At 74.8% G+C, this 21,646-nt stretch carries 26 protein-coding genes; 13 read left to right on the top strand and 13 right to left on the bottom strand.

What is annotated here, in order from left to right:
- Nucleotides 1-104: 104 nt before the first annotated feature.
- The 5 genes from ENKNEFLB_RS03125 to ENKNEFLB_RS03105 all read left to right on the top strand — a co-directional run bounded on the left by ENKNEFLB_RS03125 (nt 105) and on the right by ENKNEFLB_RS03105 (nt 3,239).
- Complete coding sequence (locus ENKNEFLB_RS03125; RefSeq protein ID WP_214057859.1) at nt 105-773, top strand: hypothetical protein; 669 nt, start codon at nt 105-107, stop codon at nt 771-773.
- Nucleotides 770-1,546: a hypothetical protein gene (locus ENKNEFLB_RS03120; protein ID WP_214057858.1), complete on the top strand. Its 777-nt coding sequence runs from the start codon at nt 770-772 to the stop codon at nt 1,544-1,546. Before ENKNEFLB_RS03125 ends, ENKNEFLB_RS03120 begins: the two co-directional genes overlap by 4 nt.
- Nucleotides 1,530-1,865: a hypothetical protein gene (locus tag ENKNEFLB_RS03115; protein ID WP_214057857.1), complete on the top strand. Its 336-nt coding sequence runs from the start codon at nt 1,530-1,532 to the stop codon at nt 1,863-1,865. Before ENKNEFLB_RS03120 ends, ENKNEFLB_RS03115 begins: the two co-directional genes overlap by 17 nt.
- Before the next feature lie 27 nt (nt 1,866-1,892).
- Nucleotides 1,893-2,510 carry a hypothetical protein gene (locus ENKNEFLB_RS03110; RefSeq protein ID WP_214057856.1) on the top strand — a complete coding sequence of 206 codons (618 nt, stop codon included), beginning with the start codon at nt 1,893-1,895 and terminating at the stop codon, nt 2,508-2,510.
- A gap of 153 nt (nt 2,511-2,663) precedes the next feature.
- Nucleotides 2,664-3,239 (top strand): antibiotic biosynthesis monooxygenase, encoded by a 576-nt coding sequence (locus ENKNEFLB_RS03105; RefSeq protein ID WP_214057855.1) that lies wholly within the window; start codon nt 2,664-2,666, stop codon nt 3,237-3,239.
- Nucleotides 3,240-3,282: 43 nt separating this feature from the next.
- Here the strand turns inward: ENKNEFLB_RS03105 and ENKNEFLB_RS03100 are convergent, their stop codons facing one another.
- Nucleotides 3,283-3,597: an acylphosphatase gene (locus tag ENKNEFLB_RS03100; protein WP_214057854.1), complete on the bottom strand. Its 315-nt coding sequence runs from the start codon at nt 3,595-3,597 to the stop codon at nt 3,283-3,285.
- Nucleotides 3,598-3,672: 75 nt separating this feature from the next.
- Between ENKNEFLB_RS03100 and ENKNEFLB_RS03095 the strand changes: the two genes are divergently transcribed.
- Nucleotides 3,673-5,124, top strand: coding sequence for an MFS transporter (locus tag ENKNEFLB_RS03095; protein ID WP_246535813.1), 1,452 nt, complete (start codon nt 3,673-3,675; stop codon nt 5,122-5,124).
- Here ENKNEFLB_RS03095 and ENKNEFLB_RS03090 read toward each other — a convergent pair.
- The 4 genes from ENKNEFLB_RS03090 to ENKNEFLB_RS03075 all read right to left on the bottom strand — a co-directional run bounded on the left by ENKNEFLB_RS03090 (nt 5,109) and on the right by ENKNEFLB_RS03075 (nt 8,995).
- Nucleotides 5,109-5,522 (bottom strand): hypothetical protein, encoded by a 414-nt coding sequence (locus ENKNEFLB_RS03090; RefSeq protein ID WP_214057853.1) that lies wholly within the window; start codon nt 5,520-5,522, stop codon nt 5,109-5,111. The two genes, ENKNEFLB_RS03095 and ENKNEFLB_RS03090, sit on opposite strands and share 16 nt — an antisense overlap.
- A gap of 4 nt (nt 5,523-5,526) precedes the next feature.
- Nucleotides 5,527-6,945, bottom strand: coding sequence for an adenylosuccinate lyase (gene purB / locus ENKNEFLB_RS03085; protein ID WP_214057852.1), 1,419 nt, complete (start codon nt 6,943-6,945; stop codon nt 5,527-5,529).
- On the bottom strand, nt 6,942-8,222 hold the full coding sequence (gene purD / locus ENKNEFLB_RS03080) for a phosphoribosylamine--glycine ligase (protein WP_214059298.1): 1,281 nt from the start codon (nt 8,220-8,222) through the stop codon (nt 6,942-6,944). Before purD ends, purB begins: the two co-directional genes overlap by 4 nt.
- A gap of 194 nt (nt 8,223-8,416) precedes the next feature.
- Nucleotides 8,417-8,995: a DUF4188 domain-containing protein gene (locus ENKNEFLB_RS03075; RefSeq protein ID WP_214057851.1), complete on the bottom strand. Its 579-nt coding sequence runs from the start codon at nt 8,993-8,995 to the stop codon at nt 8,417-8,419.
- A 59-nt stretch (nt 8,996-9,054) separates the two neighbouring features.
- Here ENKNEFLB_RS03075 and ENKNEFLB_RS03070 point away from each other — a divergent pair, with 59 nt between their 5' ends.
- Nucleotides 9,055-9,735, top strand: a complete 681-nt coding sequence (locus tag ENKNEFLB_RS03070; protein ID WP_214057850.1) for a MerR family transcriptional regulator — start codon at nt 9,055-9,057, stop codon at nt 9,733-9,735.
- Between the two features lie 65 nt (nt 9,736-9,800).
- Here the strand turns inward: ENKNEFLB_RS03070 and ENKNEFLB_RS03065 are convergent, their stop codons facing one another.
- Nucleotides 9,801-11,084, bottom strand: coding sequence for an adenylosuccinate synthase (locus tag ENKNEFLB_RS03065; RefSeq protein WP_214057849.1), 1,284 nt, complete (start codon nt 11,082-11,084; stop codon nt 9,801-9,803).
- Between the two features lie 167 nt (nt 11,085-11,251).
- Between ENKNEFLB_RS03065 and ENKNEFLB_RS03060 the strand changes: the two genes are divergently transcribed.
- Together ENKNEFLB_RS03060 and lysS are read left to right on the top strand one after the other, a co-directional pair.
- Entirely contained in the window at nt 11,252-12,166 is a 915-nt protein-coding gene (locus ENKNEFLB_RS03060) for a diacylglycerol/lipid kinase family protein (RefSeq protein WP_214057848.1), read from the top strand.
- Nucleotides 12,167-12,223: 57 nt separating this feature from the next.
- Nucleotides 12,224-13,717 (top strand): lysine--tRNA ligase, encoded by a 1,494-nt coding sequence (gene lysS, locus ENKNEFLB_RS03055; protein WP_214057847.1) that lies wholly within the window; start codon nt 12,224-12,226, stop codon nt 13,715-13,717.
- A 130-nt stretch (nt 13,718-13,847) separates the two neighbouring features.
- Here the strand turns inward: lysS and ENKNEFLB_RS03050 are convergent, their stop codons facing one another.
- Together ENKNEFLB_RS03050 and fbaA are read right to left on the bottom strand one after the other, a co-directional pair.
- Nucleotides 13,848-14,264: a DUF3151 domain-containing protein gene (locus ENKNEFLB_RS03050; RefSeq protein WP_214057846.1), complete on the bottom strand. Its 417-nt coding sequence runs from the start codon at nt 14,262-14,264 to the stop codon at nt 13,848-13,850.
- Between the two features lie 70 nt (nt 14,265-14,334).
- Nucleotides 14,335-15,366: a class II fructose-bisphosphate aldolase gene (gene fbaA, locus ENKNEFLB_RS03045; RefSeq protein WP_214057845.1), complete on the bottom strand. Its 1,032-nt coding sequence runs from the start codon at nt 15,364-15,366 to the stop codon at nt 14,335-14,337.
- Between the two features lie 110 nt (nt 15,367-15,476).
- Here fbaA and ENKNEFLB_RS03040 point away from each other — a divergent pair, with 110 nt between their 5' ends.
- Genes ENKNEFLB_RS03040 through ENKNEFLB_RS03025 form a run of 4 tightly spaced genes read left to right on the top strand, consistent with a single transcriptional unit; the run spans nt 15,477 to nt 17,582 of the window.
- Nucleotides 15,477-15,878: a cupin domain-containing protein gene (locus ENKNEFLB_RS03040; protein WP_214057844.1), complete on the top strand. Its 402-nt coding sequence runs from the start codon at nt 15,477-15,479 to the stop codon at nt 15,876-15,878.
- A gap of 33 nt (nt 15,879-15,911) precedes the next feature.
- Nucleotides 15,912-16,529 (top strand): hypothetical protein, encoded by a 618-nt coding sequence (locus ENKNEFLB_RS03035; protein ID WP_214057843.1) that lies wholly within the window; start codon nt 15,912-15,914, stop codon nt 16,527-16,529.
- Nucleotides 16,526-17,017, top strand: coding sequence for a SigE family RNA polymerase sigma factor (locus ENKNEFLB_RS03030; RefSeq protein WP_214057842.1), 492 nt, complete (start codon nt 16,526-16,528; stop codon nt 17,015-17,017). The genes ENKNEFLB_RS03035 and ENKNEFLB_RS03030 overlap by 4 nt, the downstream gene beginning before the upstream one ends.
- A gap of 49 nt (nt 17,018-17,066) precedes the next feature.
- On the top strand, nt 17,067-17,582 hold the full coding sequence (locus ENKNEFLB_RS03025; RefSeq protein ID WP_214057841.1) for a DUF2867 domain-containing protein: 516 nt from the start codon (nt 17,067-17,069) through the stop codon (nt 17,580-17,582).
- A 22-nt stretch (nt 17,583-17,604) separates the two neighbouring features.
- Here ENKNEFLB_RS03025 and ENKNEFLB_RS03020 read toward each other — a convergent pair whose 3' ends face one another.
- From ENKNEFLB_RS03020 to ENKNEFLB_RS03000, 5 genes are all read right to left on the bottom strand, one after another.
- Nucleotides 17,605-18,252: a TrmH family RNA methyltransferase gene (locus tag ENKNEFLB_RS03020; protein WP_214059297.1), complete on the bottom strand. Its 648-nt coding sequence runs from the start codon at nt 18,250-18,252 to the stop codon at nt 17,605-17,607.
- An 82-nt stretch (nt 18,253-18,334) separates the two neighbouring features.
- On the bottom strand, nt 18,335-19,069 hold the full coding sequence (locus ENKNEFLB_RS03015) for an ABC transporter permease (RefSeq protein ID WP_214057840.1): 735 nt from the start codon (nt 19,067-19,069) through the stop codon (nt 18,335-18,337).
- Nucleotides 19,066-19,788 (bottom strand): ABC transporter ATP-binding protein, encoded by a 723-nt coding sequence (locus tag ENKNEFLB_RS03010; RefSeq protein ID WP_214057839.1) that lies wholly within the window; start codon nt 19,786-19,788, stop codon nt 19,066-19,068. Before ENKNEFLB_RS03010 ends, ENKNEFLB_RS03015 begins: the two co-directional genes overlap by 4 nt.
- A 72-nt stretch (nt 19,789-19,860) precedes the next feature.
- Entirely contained in the window at nt 19,861-20,661 is an 801-nt protein-coding gene (locus ENKNEFLB_RS03005; protein WP_214057838.1) for a sugar phosphate isomerase/epimerase family protein, read from the bottom strand.
- Nucleotides 20,661-21,620 carry a Ppx/GppA family phosphatase gene (locus ENKNEFLB_RS03000; RefSeq protein ID WP_214057837.1) on the bottom strand — a complete coding sequence of 320 codons (960 nt, stop codon included), beginning with the start codon at nt 21,618-21,620 and terminating at the stop codon, nt 20,661-20,663. The genes ENKNEFLB_RS03005 and ENKNEFLB_RS03000 overlap by 1 nt, the downstream gene beginning before the upstream one ends.
- Between the last annotated feature and the right edge of the window lie 26 nt (nt 21,621-21,646).

Below are 21,646 nucleotides of genomic sequence, written 5' to 3'. Positions count from 1 at the left end.
CCCCTCCACACCCCGTTCTCCACATCCTGCGCCGGCCGGGTTTGGCCGGGCCGCGAGCGGGTATCCCTCTTCCTGACATCCCGACACACCCCGAGGAGCAGGCTGTGGAGATCGACCCCGAGGCCCTGGCCGCCGCCGGCGCCCTGTGCGTGCGCCAGCAGGCCCACGTCGAGGACATGAGCCGCTACCTCGACGGGGTCCTGGACCGCCCCGAGGCGTTCTCGGGCGTCCTGGTGCTCTTCGCGGGGTCGCACGCGGGCGCGGTGGCGGCGGGTCGCCGCGGTCTCGCCGGGGCCGGCCGGGCGGCCGGGGTGATGGGCCGCGGCATGGCCCGGCTGCGGGCCGAGGTGCTGGCCACCGACGACGACGTCGCGCGCCGGCTGGACCGGACCCGTCCCGAGGGCCGGTACGACCTCCCACCCGGCGGGCCCCCGGTCGGGGGCGGTGCGCCGACGCCGGCGCGGGAGCCGCTGGCGCTGCGGCTGCCGGGGGGCGCGGACGGGGGCACGGGCGGGGGTGCGGACGGGGCCACGGGGCCGGGACGCGCCGGCCCGGACGGGCGGGCGGGCCTCGGCGACCTGCTCGGCGCCGTGCGCGACGCCGACCAGGCGCTGGACGACGTGCGCGAGAAGGCAGGGGCGCTCGGTGACTCGGTGCGGGTCACCGCCGACGCGCTGGGCGACCTCAGCGCGCAGCAGGACTTCGTGGTCGCGGCGGGCGCGACCCCGTCGGCCGGCCAGGTGGCCCACGGCGCCCGGGGGTGGTGGCGGTGAACGGTGCTGCCGGGGTGCACGAGGTCCGCGACGCGGGGGCGGTGGTGCGCGGCGGGGCACGGCCGCCGGGCACGGAGGGTGCGTTCGTCGACGGGCTGCGGGACGACTGCGGGCTCCTGATCGGCGGGGTGCTCGAGGTGGTGCGTCGGCTCACCGGCCGCGACCTGCTGACCGAGCTGCTCGAGCCGCTGGCCGGTGACATGGACGCGGTGTCGTCGATGCGGGCCGGGTGGGCCGAGCTCGCCACGGCGACCGGCGCGGTCGGCGAGAACTACCGGGCGCTGGCCGAGCAGGTGCCCGGGGTCTGGGAGGGCCTGTCGGCCGACGCGGCGGCCCGGTTGGCCGGGAGGCTGGCGGTCGCGCACGACGAGCAGCGCGAGGCCGCCACCCTGGTGGCCGAGCAGCTCGGCCACGTCGTGTCGGTGTCGAAGGCCACCGCCGAGGTCGTCTGCGCGGCGCTGCAGTTCCTCGACGGGCTGGTCCAGGAGCTGCTGCTGGACGCCGCCGCGGGGCCGTTGGGGTGGACCAAGGCGGCGGCGACCTCGCCCCGGATGGTGATCCGGATGGTCCGGCTGATCGACCAGGGACGGGACGCGATCACCGACCTGGTGCGCGCGGTCGAGCTGGCGGTCGCGGTGCTGCGCCGGGTCGAGGCGCTGCTGGACGCGCTGACGGCGCTCGCCGCGGCGGTCGAGACCGGGGCGCACGCCGAGGCCGGGCAGGACATGGCCGAGGTCGCCGAGGCGGGGTTCCTCGGTGTCCGCGCCGCCTGAGGCCGGTGCCGGGACGGATGACGCCCTGCGGCGTCTGGGGGCGGTGTCCGCGTCGTTGCGGGCCGAGCACGACCGCTGGCGGGCGGAGGCGGCCACCCGCGTCGCGGCCCGTGGTGCGGCGGCGCGTCGCGGCGACCTCGGGCCCGGCGTACGCGAGCTGCAGGCCCGGGTGGACGACGGGCTGACGACCTGGGCGGCGGTGCTCGACGGGCGCGACCGCTCCGTGGCCGCCGCCGAGGCGCGCCGCGACGTCGCGGAGCGGCTGGTCGAGCTGGCCCGGCACGTGCCACCCGGGGACCGGGGGGTCCGCGGGCGCTGACACGGGCACGGTGCCAGAGTGTGGGCCATGCCGGAGTCAGCCGAAGAGGTCCACGCCCGCGTCGTCGCCGCCGTCGGCGCGGACGGCCGCCTGCCGATGTCGGACTCCTCCTCGTGGGACATCTTCCCGTGGGAGGCCGTCGACGGGGCGATCGTGCCCCGGGTCCTCCCCCCGCCTAGCGACGAGCCGGCGCGGTGGGGCGAGTCCCCCGACAAGCCCTGCGGGGCCTGCGCCGGGTTCGACCCGGAGACGGTGGTCTGGGAGGACGAGCACTGGGTGCTGACCCACCTCGGCGCCCCGTCCGGCCTGCCGCTGGTGCTGGTGCTGCACTCGCGCGAGCACCAGGACCTCGGCGGCCTCGACGACGACCTCGCCTCGGAGCTCGGCCGGATCACCAACCGGCTGGTCCGCATCGTCGAGCACCTGCCCGAGATCGGCCGCGTCCACGTGAACCGGTGGGGTGACGGCGGCTCCCACCTGCACACCTGGTTCTTCGCGCGCACCGCCCGGCTGACCCACGTCCTGGGCTCGCCGGCCTCGGAGTGGAACGACGTGCTCCCGCCCGGACCCGAGGACGTCTGGCGCGCCGACCTGGCCCACGTCGCGAAGCGCCTGGCCAACTGGGGCGGCACCGCCCGCGCCTGACCGCCGAGATGACGCTCGCGGACAGCCGAGGTGACGCTCGCGGCGCCTCGAGGTGACACGTCCGGACACCGTGATCCGGGCGGTCGTCACACCGCGGCCCCCGTACGACGGCCCGCGGCAGCGCCCCCGGCATCCGGGCGGGACCATGGAGCCATGTCCTCCCCGGTGACCGTCTCCATCACCCGCCACGTCGACCCGGCCCACGCCGACCAGATGCTGGCCTGGATCCGGGCCGGCGGCGCCCTGGCCGTCCGGTTCCCCGGCTTCCTGGGGACCGGCTGGGTGCGTACGGGTGCCGACTCCGACGAGTGGCACATGCTCTACCGCTTCGCCGACGACGAGTCGCTGCGCGGCTGGGAGCACTCCAGCCAGCGTCAGTGGTGGCTCGGCGCCGCGCAGGGCCTGGTCGGGGAGTCCCGCCTGGAGCGACGTACCGGCATCGAGGGCTGGTTCGACGAGCCCTCGGCCCACGACGTCGAGGACCTCCGCCCGCCCGCCCCCGCTCCCCCGCGGTGGAAGCAGGCGACCATGATCTGGCTGGTCTTCTTCCCGCTCAGCCTGGTGGTGACGCTGCTGCTCGGCGTGGTCGCACCGGAGCTCGCCGTCGGGTGGCGCGTCCTGGGGACCACCCTGGTGATGACGCCGGTGATGACCTACGTCGCGCTGCCGTGGATGACGCGGGCCCTGGGCTGGTGGCTGGCCGGCGAACCGGCGCCCTGGCGGCGGTGACCGCAAGCGTCACCTCGGCGGTCCGCAAGCGTCATCTCGGCGGTCAGGCGCGGACGTCGAAGGCCGACGGCCCGTGCGGCTCGGCCTCCCGCTCGTCCACGCCCTCGACCACGGCAGACGACGGCCCCTCGCGGGTCCAGGCCACCATCTCCTCGACCGCGTCGGGCGGACCCTCGACGTGCAGCGCGACGGTGCCGTCGGCCTCGTTGCGCACCCAGCCGACCAGCCCGAGATCCTGCGCCCGGGAGCCGGCCGCGGCGCGGTAGCCGACGCCCTGGACGTCGCCCCGGACGACGAGACGTACGGCGGTGGTGCGGTCGGTGGTGCGGTCGGCCGGGCCGGTGCTCGGACCGCTCATGCCGGCCAGCATGTCGCGTCCGGTACCCGGGCGACCCGCCCTTTCGGGGGGAGCCCCGTGCCCCACAGTGTCCCGGTGAGTGAGGTCGCCGCCCCGGACCCGCGGCGCTGGCGCATCCTGGCCGTCTCGCTGGTGGTCGGGTTCATGTCGCTGCTCGACGTCTCGATCGTGAACGTCGCGATCCCCTCGATGCAGGCCGGGCTGGACACCTCGCCCGGCACGATCCAGTGGGTCGTCTCGGGGTACGCGCTCACGTTCGGTCTGACGCTGGTCGCCGGCGGGCGGCTCGGGGACGCGTACGGGCGCCGCCGGATGATGCTGGTCGGGCTGACCGGGTTCGTGCTCTCGAGCGCGATGGTCGGCCTCGCGCCGAACGTCGAGCTGGTGATCGCGGCCCGGCTGCTCCAGGGCGCCACCGCCGGGCTGCTGACCCCCCAGAACTCCGGGCTGATCCAGCAGCTGTTCACCGGTGACGAGCGCGGGAAGGCGTTCGGCCTCTTCGGGTTCACCGTCTCCGTCGCCTCGGCGGCCGGCCCGGTGATCGGCGGGCTGATCATCGCTGTCGCCGGCGAGGACGACGGCTGGCGGTGGCTGTTCCTGGTCAACGTGCCGATCGGCGCGGTCGCCCTGCTCGCGGTGGCGCGGATGGTCCCCCGCCGGGTCCGTGGCGAGGACGAGGGCGACCCGCGCATCGACGTGCCCGGCGCGGTCCTGCTCGGCCTCACGGTGATCTGCCTGCTCTACCCGGTCGTCCGCCTCGAGAGCGGCGCGCGGCTGCCGCTGGTCCTGCTCGCCGGGGTGCCGCTGTTCGGCTGGGCCTTCGCGGTCTGGGAGCGCCGTACGGCCCGCCGTGGCCACCCGCCGCTGCTCGACCTCGCGCTGCTCCGCACCCTGCCCGGCTACCTCAACGGCCTGGCCGTCGGCGCGTTGTACTTCACCGGCTTCACCGGGCTGCTGCTCGTGCTCTCGGTGTGGCTGCAGGACGGGCTCGACTACTCCCCGCTCGAGACCGGGCTGCTGCTCGTGCCGTTCGCGGCGGGCTCGGCGATCAGCTCCCCGGTCGCCGGCCGTTTCGTGACCAGGGTCGGACGGGGGCTGACGGTCGCCGCGCTCGTGACGACCATCGTCGGCGTCGTGCTGACGCTGGTGCTGGCCCCGGGCCGCGAGCCGCTCTGGCTCTGGCTGACCCCGACCCTGCTGCTGGCCGGGCTCGGCGGCGGCGCGGTCGTCTCGCCCAACATCACCCTGACCCTGGCCGAGGTGCCGCCCCGGATGGGCGGCGCGGCCGGCGGCGCCCTGCAGACCGGGCAGCGCATCGGCGCCTCGATCGGGGCCGCGCTGCTGGTGACGGCCTACCAGCTCACCGCCGCCCGGTACGACCCGGACACCGCGTTCCGGGTCTCCCTGGCCGTGGGCGCGGTGCTGCTCGGGCTGGCCCTGGCGATGGCCGTGCGCGCCGTACGCCACCCGGGCGGGACCGCCCCGGCGTCGGACGCCGGGAGCGCGCCGGCTCAGTCCAGGGCGTAGAACGCCGGCGGGTAGACCGCCTGCGCCCCCTCGGGGCCGCGGACGACGATCGTGTCCTCGACGAACCGGGCGTCGAAGGCCTCGCCCGGGTACGGCCACGCCACCACGGTGACCCGGTCGGCGTCCTCCCCGCCCTGGCGGCGCACCACCCAGAGCTCGTCGACCGCGCCGACGACCAGGCCGTCGGCGCGCTGGCGGCGCTGCACGCACCAGCGTCCCCCGTCCGCGGGGGCGCTGCACACCTCGTCGACCACGTCGGGGGTCACCGTCCCGCCGACCTCCTGCGTGACCGCGGCGACCAGGAACCCGCCGAGCAGCCCGAGCACCACGGCCGCCGCGACCGAGAGCCGCGGCAGGCGCGGCAGCCTCAGCAGCGACCGCCCGCCCCGGTCGCCCACGACGTCAGAGGATCGCGCCGGGGGCGTACGCGGCGGCGGCGGGGTGCTGCTCCACCACGGCCGCGACCCGGCGTACGACGGCCTGGACCTGGGCCACGGCGGCGCCGGTGAACGTGATCGGCTCGGCCACCAGCGCGGCGAGCTGCGCCTCGGTCAGGCCCAGCCGCTCGTCGGCGGCCAGGCGCACGAGCACGTCGTTCTCGGCCTGCCCGGCGCGCATGTCGAGCGCCGTGCCGACGGCGGCCTCCTTGATCGCCTCGTGCGCGCTCTCGCGGCCCACGCCGTTGCGGACCGCGCTCATCAGCACCTTGGTGGTGGCCAGGAACGGCAGGTAGCGGTCCAGCTCGCGGGCCACCACGGCTGGGAACGCGCCGAACTCCTCCAGCACGGTCAGGAAGGTCTCGAACAGCCCGTCGACGGCGAAGAACGCGTCGGGCAGGGCGACCCGGCGCACGACCGAGCAGGAGACGTCGCCCTCGTTCCACTGGTCGCCGGCCAGCTCGGAGACCATCGAGAGGTAGCCGCGGGTGACCACGGCCAGGCCGTTGACCCGCTCGCAGGAGCGGGTGTTCATCTTGTGCGGCATCGCCGAGGAGCCGACCTGGCCCTCGACGAAGCCCTCGGTGACCAGCTCGTGGCCGGCCATGAGTCGGATCGTGGTGGCCAGGTTGGAGGGTGCGGCGGTCAGCTGCACGAGCGCGGACAGCACGTCGAAGTCGAGCGAGCGCGGGTAGACCTGGCCGACCGAGGTCAGCACGCGCGCGAAGCCGAGGTGGGTCGCGACCCGCTCCTCGAGCTCGGCGAGGCGGGCCTCGTCGCCGTCGAGCAGGTCGAGCATGTCCTGCGAGGTGCCCATCGGGCCCTTGATCCCCCGCAGCGGGTAGCGCGCGAGCAGCTCCTCGACGCGCTCGAGGGAGACCAGCAGCTCGTCGGCCACGGTCGCGAACCGCTTGCCGAGCGTGGTGGCCTGCGCGGCGACGTTGTGCGAGCGGCCGGCCATCACGGTCAGCTCGTGCTCGGAGGCCAGCCGCGCGAGCCGCGCCAGCGTGGCCACCGCGCGGTCCCGCAGCAGGGCCAGGGACTGGCGCACCTGGAGCTGCTCGACGTTCTCGGTGAGGTCGCGCGAGGTCATCCCCTTGTGGACGTGCTCGTGCCCGGCCAGCGCGCAGAACTCCTCGATCCGGGCCTTCACGTCGTGGCGGGTGACCCGCTCGCGTGCCGCGATCGAGGCGAGGTCGACCTGGTCGACGACTGCCTCGTACGCCTCGACGACGCCGTCGGGCACCTCGACGCCGAGGTCGCGCTGGGCGCGGAGCACCGCGATCCACAGCTGTCGCTCGAGCACGATCTTGTGCTCGGGCGACCAGATCCGGGCGAGGTCGGCGCTCGCGTAGCGGGTGGCCAGGACGTTGGGGACGCTCACGGGTCCATCCTCTCCCGGGCCCGGTCCTGCGCCTCGTCCCGGGCGGCGACCAGGGCGATGTCGGTGCGGTGCTGGGCGCCGGGGAAGGAGACCCGGGCGACCCCGTCGTACGCCGTGGCGCGGGCCGCGGACAGGTCGGCGCCGGTGCCGACGACCGCCAGCACCCGCCCGCCGGCGGTGACGACGTCGTCGCCCGCCTCGGCCGTCCCGGCGTGGACGACGTGCACCCCGTCGGCGGCCTCGGCGTCGTCGAGGCCACGGATCACGTCGCCCGAGGAGGAGGTGGCGGGGTACCCGGCGCTGGCCAGCACGACGGCGACGGCGGAGCCGGGGTGCCACGACGGTGCCGGCACGTCGGCCAGGGTCCTGGTCGCGGCGCCGAGCAGCAGCGGGGAGAGCGGGGACTCGAGCAGCGCCATCAGCGGCTGGGTCTCGGGGTCGCCGAACCGGGCGTTGAACTCGACCACGCGCACCCCCCGCGAGGTCATCGCGAGGCCGGCGTACAGCAGGCCCGAGAACGGCGTCCCCCGCCGGGCCATCTCCTCCACGGTGGGACGCAGCACCTCGCGCAGCACCTGGTCGACCAGGCCGGGCGGAGCCCACGGCAGCGGCGTGTAGGCGCCCATGCCGCCGGTGTTCGGGCCGACGTCGCCGTCGCCGATCCGCTTGAAGTCCTGCGCGGGCTGGAGCGGGTGGATCGTGACGCCGTCGGTGATCGCGAAGAGCGAGACCTCCGGGCCGTCCAGGAACTCCTCGACCACCACCTGCTCGCAGGCCGCGGCGTGCGCCAGCGCCTCCTCGCGGTCGGTGGTCACCACGACGCCCTTGCCTGCGGCGAGGCCGTCGTCCTTGACGACGTACGGCGCGCCGAGCTCGTCCAGCGCCGCGGCCGCCTCCGCGGGCGTGGTGCAGACCCGGGCGGCCGCGGTGGGCACGCCCGCGGCGGCCATCACGTCCTTGGCGAAGGCCTTGGAGCCCTCCAGCCGGGCGGCCTCGCGGGTCGGCCCGAAGACCGGCACGCCCCGCTCGCGGACCACGTCGCCGACCCCGGCGACCAGCGGCGCCTCGGGACCGACCACCACGAGCCCCGCGCCGAGGGCCACGGCGAGGTCGGCCACGGCCGCCCCGTCCATCGGGTCCACGTCGTGCAGCTCGGCCACCGCGCGCATGCCCGGGTTGCCCGGGGCGGCGTGGACGGCGCGCACGCCGGGGTCGCGGGCCAGGGCCCGGGCCAGCGCGTGCTCGCGCCCGCCGGTGCCGACGACCAGCACGGTCAGCAGCCCGTCGCGGGCGTCGGACGCGGGCGGGGCCGAGGGGGCGGGGGCGGCGGGGTCCGTACGGTGCTCGCTCACGGGCCACGACCCTAGTGCCGCCTCGCCGCCCGCCCCGCCGAGGTGACGCTTCCGGACAGCCGAGATGACGCTCGCGGCGCCCCGAGATGACGATTCCGGCGCCCCGCGGCCGGTCGGTGTCAGTCCAGCTGGCCCAGCGCGTGGTCGCCGGCCGCGCCGTGCACCCGTCGTACGGCCGCCGTCGCCCGCCGCGTGCCGGCCGGCACGAGCCCGTGGGCGGCCCCGAGCCCGACCGGCGGCATGTTGCCGTAGAGCGACTCGACCTGGTCGGCGCGCACGACGTACGTCTCGTGCCAGATCCCGACGTCGGCGGACGCCGCGATCCGCCGGTTGAACTCACGCCACGCCGTCGCGTGGGGGTGGTCCTGGTCGCGCGCGAACCGACCCAGCTCCTCGGCCGAGCGCCAGACCTGCGTTACCATCACGTCGCGACCAGACCACCAGGTGCGGAAGGCCAGCAGCGGGCTGTCCGGCAGCGCGGCGAGCTCACGCAGCATCGCCGGCATCTGCCGGGCCACGTAGCTCCAGCTGCGCACCCTCCGGAGCCGGTTGACGCGCATCCCGATCAGGAACAGGACGACCTCGTCCTCGCCGAGGTCGGCCGACAGGGCACCACCGAGGACGCCCGCGGGCGCCGCGTCCGCCGCCCCGCGGTACGCCGGGGGGCCGGTCGTGGTGCTCGTGCTCGTCGTCGACATCGCATCCTCGTCCCATTGGGAAGTGCTGGTTCCTGATTGGAGACTGGCACTATCCAGGCATGGTGTCAACGCCCGCGACCGCCCCCCTGACCCTCGGCGAGCTGGCCCGGGCCGCCGAGGTCCCCGTCGGCACGGTCAAGTACTACCTGCGCGAGGGGCTCCTGCCCGAGGGGCGCCTGCGCAGCACCACCCGCGCCGACTACGACGAGACGCACCTCGCCCGGCTCCGGCTGCTGCGCCTGCTGCGCGAGGTCGGCGACGTGCCGGTCGGGCGCCTGCGCGACCTGGTCGCCGCGCTCGAGGACCACGGCGCCGACCGTCCGCACCGGAGCCTCGGCGTCCTGGCCGCCGGGTCGAGCGCTCTCGCCGGCCCGGTCCCCGCGCCCGGCCCCCTGGCCGAGCGGGCCGACGCGCTCGCCGGCGAGCTGGCCGACGAGGTCGGGTGGGACGACCAGCTGCGCGCCGCACCCGAGTGGGCCGCGGTGCGCTCCGTGCTCGAGACCGTGCTGGCCTGGGAGCGGCTCGGGCTGCCGGTCGCGTCGACCGACCTGCGCCCGTACGTCGTGGCCGCCGACCTCGTCGCCCGCCACGACGTCGCGGCGCTCGGCGACGGCGACCCGACCGACCTGCTCACGCAGCTGGTGGTGGGACAGGTCGTCTACGGCCGGCTGCTGGAGGTGCTCCGCCGGCTCGGCGAGGCGCACCACAGCCTGGTCCGGTACGGCCCGCCGGACGCCTGAGCGCCGCGACCGTCATCTCGGCTGTCCGCGAGCGTCATCTCGGCTGTCCGCGAGCGTCATCTCGGCTAGAGCAGGTCGTGGCGCACGATCGTGGCGGCCCGCGACGGACCGACGCCGACCACGGAGATCCGGGCGCCGGACATCTTCTCGACCGCGAGCACGTAGTCCTGGGCGTTCTTGGGCAGGTCCTCGAAGGTCCGGGCCTCGGAGATGTCCTCCCACCAGCCGGGGAAGTACTCGTAGACGGGCTTGGCGTGGTGGAAGTCGGTCTGGCTGACCGGCATCTCGTCGTGGCGCACCCCGTCGACCTCGTAGGCCACGCAGACCGGGACCTGCTCGAGACCAGTCAGCACGTCGAGCTTGGTCAGCACGAAGTCGGTGACCCCGTTGACCCTGGCCGCGTAGCGCGCGATGACGGCGTCGAACCAGCCGCAGCGCCGCGCGCGACCGGTGGTCACGCCGAACTCCGCGCCGACCTTGGACAGGTGCGCACCGAAGTCGTCAAACAGCTCGGTCGGGAACGGACCCTCGCCGACCCGGGTCGTGTAGGCCTTGACGATCCCGATCACCCGGTCCAGGCGGCGCGGCGGGATGCCGGAGCCGGTGCAGGCGCCGCCGGAGGTCGCCGAGCTCGACGTGACGAACGGGTACGTCCCGTGGTCCACGTCGAGCAGCGTGGCCTGGCCGCCCTCGAGCAGCACGGTCTCGTCGCGGTCCAGCGCCTGGTTGAGCAGCAGGCCGGTGTCGCAGACCATCGGGCGGAGCCGCTCGGCGTGGGCCAGCAGCTCCTCGACGACCGCGTCGACGTCGGGCGCGCGGCGGTTGTAGATCTTGGTGAGGATCTGGCTCTTCAGCTCCAGCGCGCCCTCGACCTTGGCGCGGAGGATCTTCTCGTCGAACAGGTCCTGCACCCGGATGCCGATCCGGTTCATCTTGTCGGCGTACGTCGGGCCGATGCCGCGCCCGGTGGTGCCGATCCGGCGCGAGCCGAGGAACCGCTCCGCGACCTTGTCCACGCTGCGGTTGTAGCTGGCGATCACGTGGGCGCTGGCGCTGACCTTCAGCTTGCCGACCTCGACACCGCGCGCCTCGAGGGCGTCGAGCTCCTCGAAGAGCACGTCGACGTCGATCACCACGCCGTTGCCGATGACCGGCGTGCAGTTGGCCGAGAGGATCCCGCTGGGCAGCAGGTGCAGGGCGTACTTCTCGTCGCCGATCACCACGGTGTGGCCGGCGTTGTTGCCGCCGTTGAACTTCACGACGTAGTCGACGCGGCTACCGAGCAGGTCGGTGGCCTTGCCCTTGCCCTCGTCGCCCCACTGGGCTCCGATGATGGCGATCGCGGGCATGGTGCTCCTCAGGCTGGACGTTCGCTGGACGGTACGGCCGGGTCCGCGGGCGGTGCTCCCGTACGTGCGAGAGCCCCGGGCGGACCGGGGCTGCGGCTGCTCAACCTACCAAGGTCCCGGCCCGCCCACCCGATCCGCGGGACCCACCCGCCCGGCATGATGAAGACATGTCAGACCCCCTCCTGGTCATCGCCAACGCCGACGCCGGCACCTCCGACGAGGAACGGCTCGGCCTGGCCCTCGAGGTGATGCGGGGCCGGGCGTCGGTCGAGGTGGCCCGCACCGCGAACCCCGGCGAGCTCGACGGGGTGCTGCACCGTGCCGGCACCCGCCGGATCGTCGTGGCGGGCGGTGACGGCAGCCTGCACGCGGTGCTCTCGGCGCTGCACAAGCGCCACGAGCTCGGCCAGAACCAGGTCGCGCTGCTCCCGCTCGGCACCGGCAACGACTTCGCCCGGACCAACGGCGTCCCCCTCGACGTCGAGGACGCCGCCGAGGTCGTCCTGGAGGGCACCCCGCGCCCGATGGACCTGATCGTCGACGAGGTCGGCACCATCGTGGTCAACAACGCCCACGTCGGCGCCGGGGCCGCGGCCAGCCGCCGCTCCGTGCGCTGGAAGCACCGGCTGGGCAAGGTCGGTTACAAGAAGGCCAACCTCGGCAAGCTCGGCTACCCGATCGGCGCCGCGATCACCGCCATCGACCCCCCGGTCGTCCGGCTGCGCGTCGAGGTCGACGGCGAGGTCGTCAACGACTTCGACCGCCCGGTGCTGATGGTCGCGGTGGGCAACGGCCGCTCCGTGGGCGGCGGCACCGAGCTGATCCCGGAGGCCGACCCCGAGGACGGTCGGCTGGACGTGATGATCTCGCGCGCGGCCGGACCGCTGGCGCGCTTCGGGTACGCCACCCGCCTCCTCCTCGGCACGCACCACGAGCGCAGCGACGTCGACTACCTCCGCGCCCGGACCGTCAGCGTCGTGGGCGAGGAGTTCTGGGTCAGCGCCGACGGGGAGATCAGCGGCCCGGAGCGCCGACGCACCTGGCGCATCGAGCCGGCGGCGTACGAGATGGTCCTGCCCTGATCGTCGTGCCGACGGTGCCGTCCGGGCGGGCCCGGAGGTCTCGGTAGCCTCTGCGCCATGGATCACGACGAGCAGACCGACGACTGGCCCGCACAGGTGGCGGTCCGGCGCGAGAAGCGCCAGCGGCTGCTCGACGAGGGCCGCGAGGCCTACCCGGTCACCGTCGCGCGCACCCACACGCTCGCGCAGGTGCGCAGCACCTGGGAGCACCTCGAGCAGGGCGAGGAGACCCAGGACGTCGTCGGCGTCGCCGGCCGCGTCATGTTCGTCCGCAACACCGGCAAGCTGTGCTTCGCCACGCTCCAGGAGGGCATCGGCACCCGGCTCCAGGTGATGCTCAGCCTGGCCGAGGTCGGTGAGGAGCAGCTGGAGGACTGGAAGCGCACCGTCGACCTCGGCGACCACGTGCTGGTCGAGGGCCGCGTGATCTCCTCGCGCCGCGGCGAGCTGTCGGTGATGGCGACCCGCTGGGAGATGGCCTCGAAGGCGCTGCGGCCGCTGCCGGTGCTGCACAAGGACCTGTCCGAGGAGTCCCGGGTCCGCCAGCGGTACGCCGACCTGATCGTGCGCCAGGAGGCGCGCGACATGGTCCGTACCCGCTCCGAGATCACCCGCGCGGTCCGTCGCACCCTGGAGGACGGCGGCTTCCTCGAGATCGAGACGCCGGTGCTCCAGCGCATCCACGGCGGCGCCGCGGCCCGCCCGTTCCGCACCCACTTCAACGCCTACGACCAGGAGATGACGCTCCGGATCGCCCTGGAGCTGAACCTGAAGAAGGCCGTCGTCGGCGGCGTCGACCGGGTCTTCGAGATGGGCCGGATCTTCCGCAACGAGGGCGCGGACTCGACCCACTCCCCCGAGTTCACGATGCTCGAGGTCTACGAGGCCTACGGCGACCAGCACACGATGGCCGACCTGATGCGCACCATGTTCCTCGCCGCGGCCGACGCGGTGGGCTCCCGTCAGGTCGAGACCCCCGCCGGCGTGGTCGACCTCGACGGCGAGTGGCGCTGGCTGCCGGTCTACGAGGGCGTCTCGACCGCGGTCGGCGAGGAGGTCACCCCGCTCACGCCGGTGGAGCGCCTGCGCGAGCTCGCCGAGGCCCACGACGTCGAGCTGGACCCGGCCTGGGGCGCCGAGAAGGTCGTCCTCGAGCTGCTCTCGGAGCTCGTCGAGCCGACGCTGCTGCAGCCGACGTTCCTGTGCGACTACCCGCCCTCGGCCCAGCCGCTGGCCCGCCCGCACCGCAGCGAGCCCGGCCTGATCGAGGCCTGGGACCTGATCATCGCCGGCGTCGAGCGCGGCACCGCCTTCAGCGAGCTCGTCGACCCGGTCGTGCAGCGCGAGGTGCTGACCCGGCAGTCCGAGCTGGCCGCCGGGGGCGACCCCGACGCGATGCAGCTCGACGAGGACTTCCTGCGGGCGCTGGAGTACGGCGCCCCGCCGATGGGCGGCCTGGGCCTCGGCATCGACCGGCTGATCATGCTGTTCACCGGCGTCGGGATCCGCGAGACCATCCTGTTCCCGCACCTGCGCGCCGAGGCCCGCTGACGCCGAGCCGCTGCGTACGGCCGAGCCAGCTGTAACGCTGTGTTACTTCGTCTGGAGCCGCGTCGTGACGCTGCACCAGATCGAGTAACACAGCGTTACAGCGCGGCCGCCGTGCGCTCCCCGGCAGCCGTCAGGCGTCGCCGAGCAGCGCGTCGTACGCCGCGGGGCTGGAGTCGCGCAGGAACGTCGAGCAGCGCTCCCACTCCGGGGTCTCGCCGATCTCGCGGGCGGCCACGGCCAGCATCGCCAGGCAGCGCAGGAAGCCGCGGTTGGGCTCGTGCTCCCACGGCACCGGGCCGTTGCCCTTCCAGCCGTTGCGGCGCAGCATGTCCAGCGAGCGGTGGTAGCCCACGCGCGAGTAGGCGTACGCGGTGACGACGTCGGCGCCGCCGTCGCGCGCCTCCTCGGCCAGCGCGGCCCACGCCATCGGCGAGGCCGGGTGGCGGCGCACCACGTCGGCCGGGGTGGATCCCGCGAGCTCGGCCTCGGCCGGGTCCTCGGGGAGGTGGGTGGGCGGGGGGCCGGCCATCAGGTCCTGGAACGTCATGGCCCCATCCTCGCGCGCCGGACCGCCGCCCGCCCCACCGCCCGCCCCACGGGCGCCCCGGTGCGGTGTCTCAGCCGATCGACGAACCGGCCGAGCGCAGGTTCTCGCAGGCCTCGACCACGCGGGCGCTCATCCCGGCCTCGCCGGCCTTGCCCCAGGCGCGCGGGTCGTACTGCTTCTTGTTGCCGACCTCGCCGTCGACCTTCAGCACGCCCTCGTAGTTGGCCAGCATGTGGCCCGCCACGGGCCGGGTGAAGGCGTACTGGGTGTCGGTGTCGACGTTCATCTTCACCACGCCGTAGTCGAGCGCCTCGGCGATCTCCTCGGCCGACGAGCCGGACCCGCCGTGGAAGACCAGGTGGAAGGGCTTGGCGCCGTCCTCGAGGGAGAACTCGCGGACCACGGCCTCCTGGGCCTCCTTGAGCACCGACGGGCGCAGCTTGACGTTGCCGGGCTTGTAGACGCCGTGCACGTTGCCGAAGGTCAGCGCGGTCATGTAGTAGCCCTGCTCGCCGTACCCGAGCGCCTTCGCGGTGGCGATCGCGTCCTCCGGGGTGGAGTAGAGCTTGTCGTTGATCTCGGCCTCGACGCCGTCCTCCTCGCCGCCGACGACGCCTACCTCGATCTCGAGGATGATCTTCGCCGCGATGCACTTCTCGAGCAGGTCGGCGGCGATCTCGAGGTTCTCCTCGAGCGGCACGGCCGAGCCGTCCCACATGTGCGACTGGAACAGCGGCGCCTGGCCGCGCTGCACCCGCTCGGTGGACATCTGCAGCAGCGGACGCACGAACCCGTCCAGCTTGTCCTGCGGGCAGTGGTCGGTGTGTAGGGCGATGTTCACGGGGTACGCCGCGGCGACCTCGGCCGCGAACGCCGCGAACGCCGCGGAGCCGGTGACCATGCTCTTGACGCCCTGGCCGGAGAAGTACTCCGCACCGCCGGTCGAGACCTGGATGATGCCGTCGGAGCCGGCGTCGGCGAAGCCCTTCAGCGCCGCGTTGAGGGTCTGGGAGGACGAGACGTTGATCGCGGGGAACGCGTACGCCCCGGCCTTCGCGGCGTCGAGCATCTCGGCGTACTTCTCGGGGGTGGCGATGGGCATCGTTGCTCTCCTCGGGCGGGGTCCGGTGCCGTGCCCGGCACTGCCGGACACGTCGTCACGTGCCCGGCCAGCCTAGTGCGTGTGGCGTGCGCCACGCCTAGGGTGCGGGGGTGAGCCGGACCCCGCACGACCCTCCCCACCCGGTCCGCGTCGTGCGGGCCGCCGACCTCGTCGCCGCCGACCCCACGGCCGGGATGCAGCGCTCCCGCGCCCTCGAGGTCCCCGGCCTGTGGGCCGGCACGGTCGTCACCGACCCGGGCGCGGTCTCCGGCTGGCACCACCACGACACCAACGTCTCGAGCCTGTACGTCGTCCGTGGCGTGCTGCGCCTGGAGTGCGAGGGCGTCGCGGGCCACGTCGACGCGCACCCCGGGGACTTCGTCGAGGTGCCGGCCCGCACCGTGCACCGGGAGTCGAACCCCGGCGACGAGCCCTCGCTGGCGGTGATCGCCCGCGCCGGGGACGGCGTCCCGACGGTCAACGTGGACCACGCTCCCCCGCCGCACGCGTGACAACCGATCGGCCGGCCGGTGCGTAGGACCGGCATGGACCTGTCGGAGCAGCTCGACGACGCGATCGGGCACGGCCCCGTGCCGCCCCCGGTCTCCGGGACCGTCGCGGCCGGGCGCCGGGCCCTGCTGAGGCGCCGGCTCGCCACGACGGCCTCGGCGCTCGCCGTCGTCGCGGTGGTGGCCGTGACCGGCGCGCTGGTCGTGCCCGGCACGCCCGCCCCCGACGTCGCCCCGGACCCCGCGGTCCCACCCGCGGCCGACCCCTCGACGGCTCCGCGCCCCCGCTCGGTCGCGCCGTCGACCGGCCAGGGCGAGGTGGTCGACCGGATGAGCAGGGTGGGGATCGAGCGGTGGCGCCCGCGGCGCGGGCCGGCCCGGGGCGTCCGGCTGACCTCCGACGGCCGCCTCGTCGCCGTGGACGGCGCCACGATCCTCGAGCAGGTCGCCAACCCCCTCGACCGCGAGCCGCCCGCGTACTCCGCGGCGGTCTCGGTGCGGCGCGGGGGCAGCACCAACTGGTACCTCCTCGACCGCTCGCCGCAGCAGTCGACGATCAGCTCCTGGGGTCCCTGGGGCGCCTACGCCTCCTTCACCAGCTGGGTCGACGACCAGGTCCGGCTGAACGGGCCGCAGGGCGCAGGACCGGGATGAGGGACGACGAGCGCGAGGCCTCGTTCACCGCCTTCGTGACCGCCCGCCGCGACCACCTGCGCCGGATCGCCTACGCCGTGTGCGGCGACTGGCACACCGCCGACGACCTGGTGCAGACCGCCCTGGTGAAGGCCTTCGTGGCGTGGCCGCGGATCCGCTGCGAGGGCAACGAGGAGGCGTACGTGCGCCGGATCATCGTCCGCGCCAACATCGACCGGCACCGGCGCGCCACCAACCGCGAGCACGTCGGCGTGCCCGAGCACGGCGGGTCCTGCGAGCCCGAGCCCGTGGAGGAGCGCTCGGCGCTGCTCGACGCCCTCCAGAACCTGCCCGCGATGCAGCGCAAGGCGGTGCTGCTGCGGTACTGGCTCGGGATGTCGACCGCGGAGACCGCCGCCGAGCTCGGGATCGCGGAGGGGACGGTCAAGAGCCACGCCGCCCGCGGCCGCGAGCGGCTGCAGGCCCTGCTGGCCGACGCCGACCGGTGAGGTGCGGCGGGGAACCGGCCGGGTGGCCGGGCCGCCGTACGCTCACGAGGTGAGAGCCTTCCCGACCCTGCAGCGCAGCGGACGATCGACGACCCTGGACCGCGCGGCGGGCGACGTCTGGGCCGCGGTCGCCTCTGCCCGCCCCGACGAGGACGGCCACGTCTGGTACGTCGACGCGCCCGGCTTCGTGGTCCGGGGCGCGATCGACCGGGTCGCCCTCGGCCAGGGCCGGCGCTGGCCGCTGCCCGACCGGGACCTCTTGCGCAGCGGTGACCGGGCGGGGTTCTGGGAGGTCCTGGAGGTCGACCACGACACCCGCCGGATGACCATGCAGGCCTCGGTCCGGGCGCCGGGCACCGTGCGGATGGAGGTCTCGGTGGCCGACGCCGGCGCCGACTGGAGCGTGGTCACCCTGGCCATCTCCTTCGCCCCGCGCGGGGTGCTCGGCTGGACCTACCTGGTCACCGACCTGCCCGCCCGCGAGGTCGTCATGGAGCTGACGCAGCGCGCGCTGCTGGCCGACGTCGAGGCCACCACCGGCGCCCGGGTCCGTACGGCCGGCTGAGGCCCGGCTCCCGCGACGGGCGTCAGCCCCGCCAGGTCTCCTCGGCGCCGAGGTCGGCGTGCTGGCGCACCCAGGTGTGCATCGCGATCGCGGCGGCCGCCGAGGCGTTGATGGAACGGGTCGAGCCGAACTGCGCGATCGAGAAGGTCGCCTCGCACGCCTCCCGGGCGTCCTCGGACAGCCCCGGCCCCTCCTGCCCGAACAGCAGGCAGACCCGCCGGGGCAGCGCCAGCGTCTCCAGGTGCCGCGAGCCGGGCAGGTTGTCCACGCCGTAGAGGGGCGTGCCCCGGTCGGCGAGGTACGCCGCGAGGTCCGCGGCGGTCGGGTGGTGCCGCACGTGCTGGTAGCGGTCGGTCACCATCGCCCCGCGCCGGTTCCACCGCTTGCGGCCCACGATGTGCACCTCGGCGGCCAGGAACGCGTTCGCGGTGCGCACGACGGTGCCGATGTTGAAGTCGTGCTGCCAGTTCTCCACGGCCACGTGCAGGTCGTGGCGGCGGGTGTCGAGGTCGGCCACGACCGCCTCGAGGGTCCAGTAGCGGTAGCGGTCGACCACGTTGCGCCGGTCGCCGTCGCGCAGCAGCACCGGGTCGTAGCGCGGGTCGTCGGGCCACGCCGCCTCACCGCCGGGCCACGGGCCCACCCCGACCTCGTCGGGGCCGTAGGGCATCGGGTCGTACGGCGCCCGCTGCTCCTCGTCCACGGCGCACGACCCTAGCCCGCGGGCGACGCCGGCCGGCACCGGCGCGGCCTCAGGGCGTGCGGCGTCGCAGCGTGGCGGCCCCCAGCCCGAGGGCCAGGACCACGAAGCAGCCCACGACGGCCAGGTCGCGCCAGACCGCGCCGGTGGCGCTCGAGCGGGTCAGCTCGGCCATGGCGTCCACGGAGTACGACAGCGGGAGCAGGTCGGAGACCGCGCGGAGCGTGCCGGGCATCTCGGCGCGTGGCAGCAGCAGCCCGCACAGCAGCAGCTGCGGGATCACGAACACCGGCATGAACTGCACCGCCTGGAACTCGGTGCGGGCGAAGGCGGAGACGAAGAGGCCGAGCGCGGTGCCGAGCACCGCGTTCGTGACCGCCACCACGACCAGCAGCCACCCGGGCCCGGCCAGGGTCAGCCCGAGCAGGCCGACCGAGGTCGCCACCGCGAGGCTCGCCTGCACGACGGCCACCAGGGCGAAGGCCAGGGCGTGGCCCAGCAGCAGGTCGAGCCGGGTCACCGGCAGCGTCAGCAGGCGCTCGAGGGTCCCCGACGAGCGCTCGCGCAGCGTCGCGACGCTGGTGACGAGGAACATCACCACGAAGGGGAAGACCGCCAGCAGCCCGGGCCCCACCCGGTCGAAGACCTCCCCCACGTCGCGGTAGACCCACCACAGCAGGGCCTCGAGCAGGCAGGGCAGCAGGAGGAGCATGACCACCGTGCGCCGGTCGCGGCGCAGCTGGCGCAGCACCCGACCCGCGACCAGGACCACCACCGGCGTCCTCACGACGCCTCGCCGACCAGCCTCAGGAAGGCTCCCTCGACGTCCGCGGCACCGGCCCTCTCCCGGATGGCCGCCGGGGTGCCGTCGGCGATCACCCGCCCCTCGCGCATCAGCAGCAGCCGGTCGCACCGCTCCGCCTCGTCCATCGCGTGGCTGGACACCAGGATCGCGGCCCCGCGCCCGGCGATGGCGTGGAAGACCTCCCACAGGTCCCGGCGCAGGACGGGGTCGAGGCCCACGGTCGGCTCGTCGAGCACGAGCAGCCCGGGGTCTCCGAGGAGGGCCGCGGCCAGGCCCACCCGGGAGCGCTGGCCCCCGCTGAGGGCGCGGACGAGGCTGGAACGGTGGTCGGTGAGCCCCACCGTCGTGAGGACCCGGTCCACCTCGGCGTCCACCGAGGCCGACGGGGTGCGCAGCACCCGGGCGAAGAAGCGCAGGTTCTCCTCGACGCCGAGGTCGTCGTAGACGCTGGCCTGCTGGGTCACGTACCCCACGCGGTCACGCAGTGGTCTGCTGCCGGCCGGCTCGCCGAGCACCCGCACGGTCCCGCCGGCCACCCGCTGCACCCCGACCAGGCAGCGGATCAGCGTCGTCTTGCCGCACCCCGAGGGACCGAGCAGGCCGGTGACCCCGCCGCCGACGTCGAGGTCGAGGCCCTCGAGCACCGGGCGACCACCCCGCACCACGCTCAGGCCGCGGACCTCCACCACCGTCGTCGCCACCCGAGGAACTGTTCTCCTGGTCCGACCGCCTGACAAGGGCGGGCACCGGGGCGTGCGCGCGGGGGAGCCCGCTCAGCCGGCGACCGCGCCCGCGGGACCGAGGTGCTCGCGCGCGAACTCCAGCGACTCGCGCAGGTCGACGACGCGCTCCTCGCGGGTGCGGCAGCGACGGGTGTTGATCTCCAGCACGACCTCGCCGGCGAACCCGGTCGCGACCAGGTGCCGCAGGAACGCCGCGGCGCCGGTCGTGCCGCGCCCCGGGACGAGGTGCTCGTCCTTGGCGGTGCCGTTGCCGTCGGTGAGGTGCACGTGGCGCAGCCGGTCGCCGAGGCGCGTGGCCATGGCGACCGGGTCGGCCTGCGCGATGGAGGCGTGGGACAGGTCGACGGTGGTGTTGGCGTAGGACTCCGTCGAGGGGTCCCAGCCGGGCAGGTACATCTCGACGCCGCGGCGCGAGGAGGCCCGCCAGGGGTACATGTTCTCGACCGCGAAGGCCAGGCCGGTGGACTGCTCCAGCGCGGCGACGCCGTTGACGAAGTCGCGCGCGTACTCCTTCTGCCAGCGGAACGGCGGGTGCAGGACGACCACCTCGGCGCCGACGACGTGGGCCATCTCGGCCGCGCGCTCGAGCTTGCCCCAGGGCTCGACGCCCCAGACGCGCTGGGTGAAGAGCAGCGTCGGGGCGTGGATCGCGCTGACCGGCACGCCGTGGTGCTTCGAGAGCTGCGCGACCGCGCTGGTCTGCTGGCTGAGGCCGTCCACGCCGACCATCACCTCGACGGCGTCGTAGCCGAGGTCGGCGGCGTAGCCGAAGGCGTGCGCGGTCGACTCGGGGTAGACCGAGGACGTCGACAACCCGATCCGGGTCGGCATCAGGCGCCCGGTCGGCCGGGGGCCGCCAGGTCCTCCCCGAGCCGGTCGATCCGCTCGAGGATCACCCCCTCGCGCAGCGCCCACGGGCAGATCTCGAGCTCGGCGAGGTCGAAGATGTCCATGCAGGCCTCGGCCACCAGCGCCCCGGGGACGATCTGGTGGGCGCGGCTCGCGGAGACGCCGGGCAGGCCCGCGAGCTCCTCGACCGACATCGTCACCAGCGCGGGCAGGCGGTCGCGCAGGGTCTCCAGGGCGAGGGTGCGGGGCACCAGCGGCCCGTCGTCGGACGGTGCGGCGCCACAGATCCGAGCCAGGGACCGGAAGGTCTTCGAGGTCGCCGCGGCGCGGTGGGGCGGGCCTGCGCGCAGCAGCAGGCCGGCGTCGCGGGCGATCTCGGTGCGGATCGTACGGCGCAGCGCGCGCAGGCTCCCGGCGTCCGCGGGGCCCTCGGCGAAGTGGCCCCGGGCCAGGCGCGCGGCGCCCAGCGGCAGCGACCAGGCCACGTCGGGCAGCTCCGAGGTGCCGCCGGCGATCTCGAGCGAGCCGCCGCCGATGTCGAGGACCGCCAGCCGGCCGGCCGACCACCCGAACCACCGGCGTACGGCCAGGAAGGTCAGCCGGGCCTCGTCCTCGCCGGAGAGCACCGGGATCTGGACACCGGTCTCGCGGGCGACGTGGGCCAGGACGTCGTCGGAGTTGACCGCGTCGCGCACCGCCGAGGTGGCGAACGGAAGCATCTCCTCGCAGCCCTTGTCCTCGGCGACCGCGACGGCCTCGGCGGTGAAGGCCGTCAGCGCCGCGACGCCCTCGTCGGTGACCGCGCCGCGGTCGTCGAGGTGCTCGGCCAGGCGCAGCCGCTGCTTGTGGCTGGAGGCAGGCAGCGGCGCCGAGCCGTCGTGGGCGTCCACCACCAGGAGGTGGCCGGTGTTGGAGCCGATGTCGAGGACGCCGAGGCGCATGGGACCAACGTACCCGGGCCGGACCT

This window comes from Nocardioides aquaticus, from assembly GCF_018459925.1.
Taxonomy (GTDB): Bacteria; Actinomycetota; Actinomycetes; order Propionibacteriales; family Nocardioidaceae; genus Nocardioides; species Nocardioides aquaticus.
This window is presented reverse-complemented; position numbering and strand designations above follow the sequence as displayed.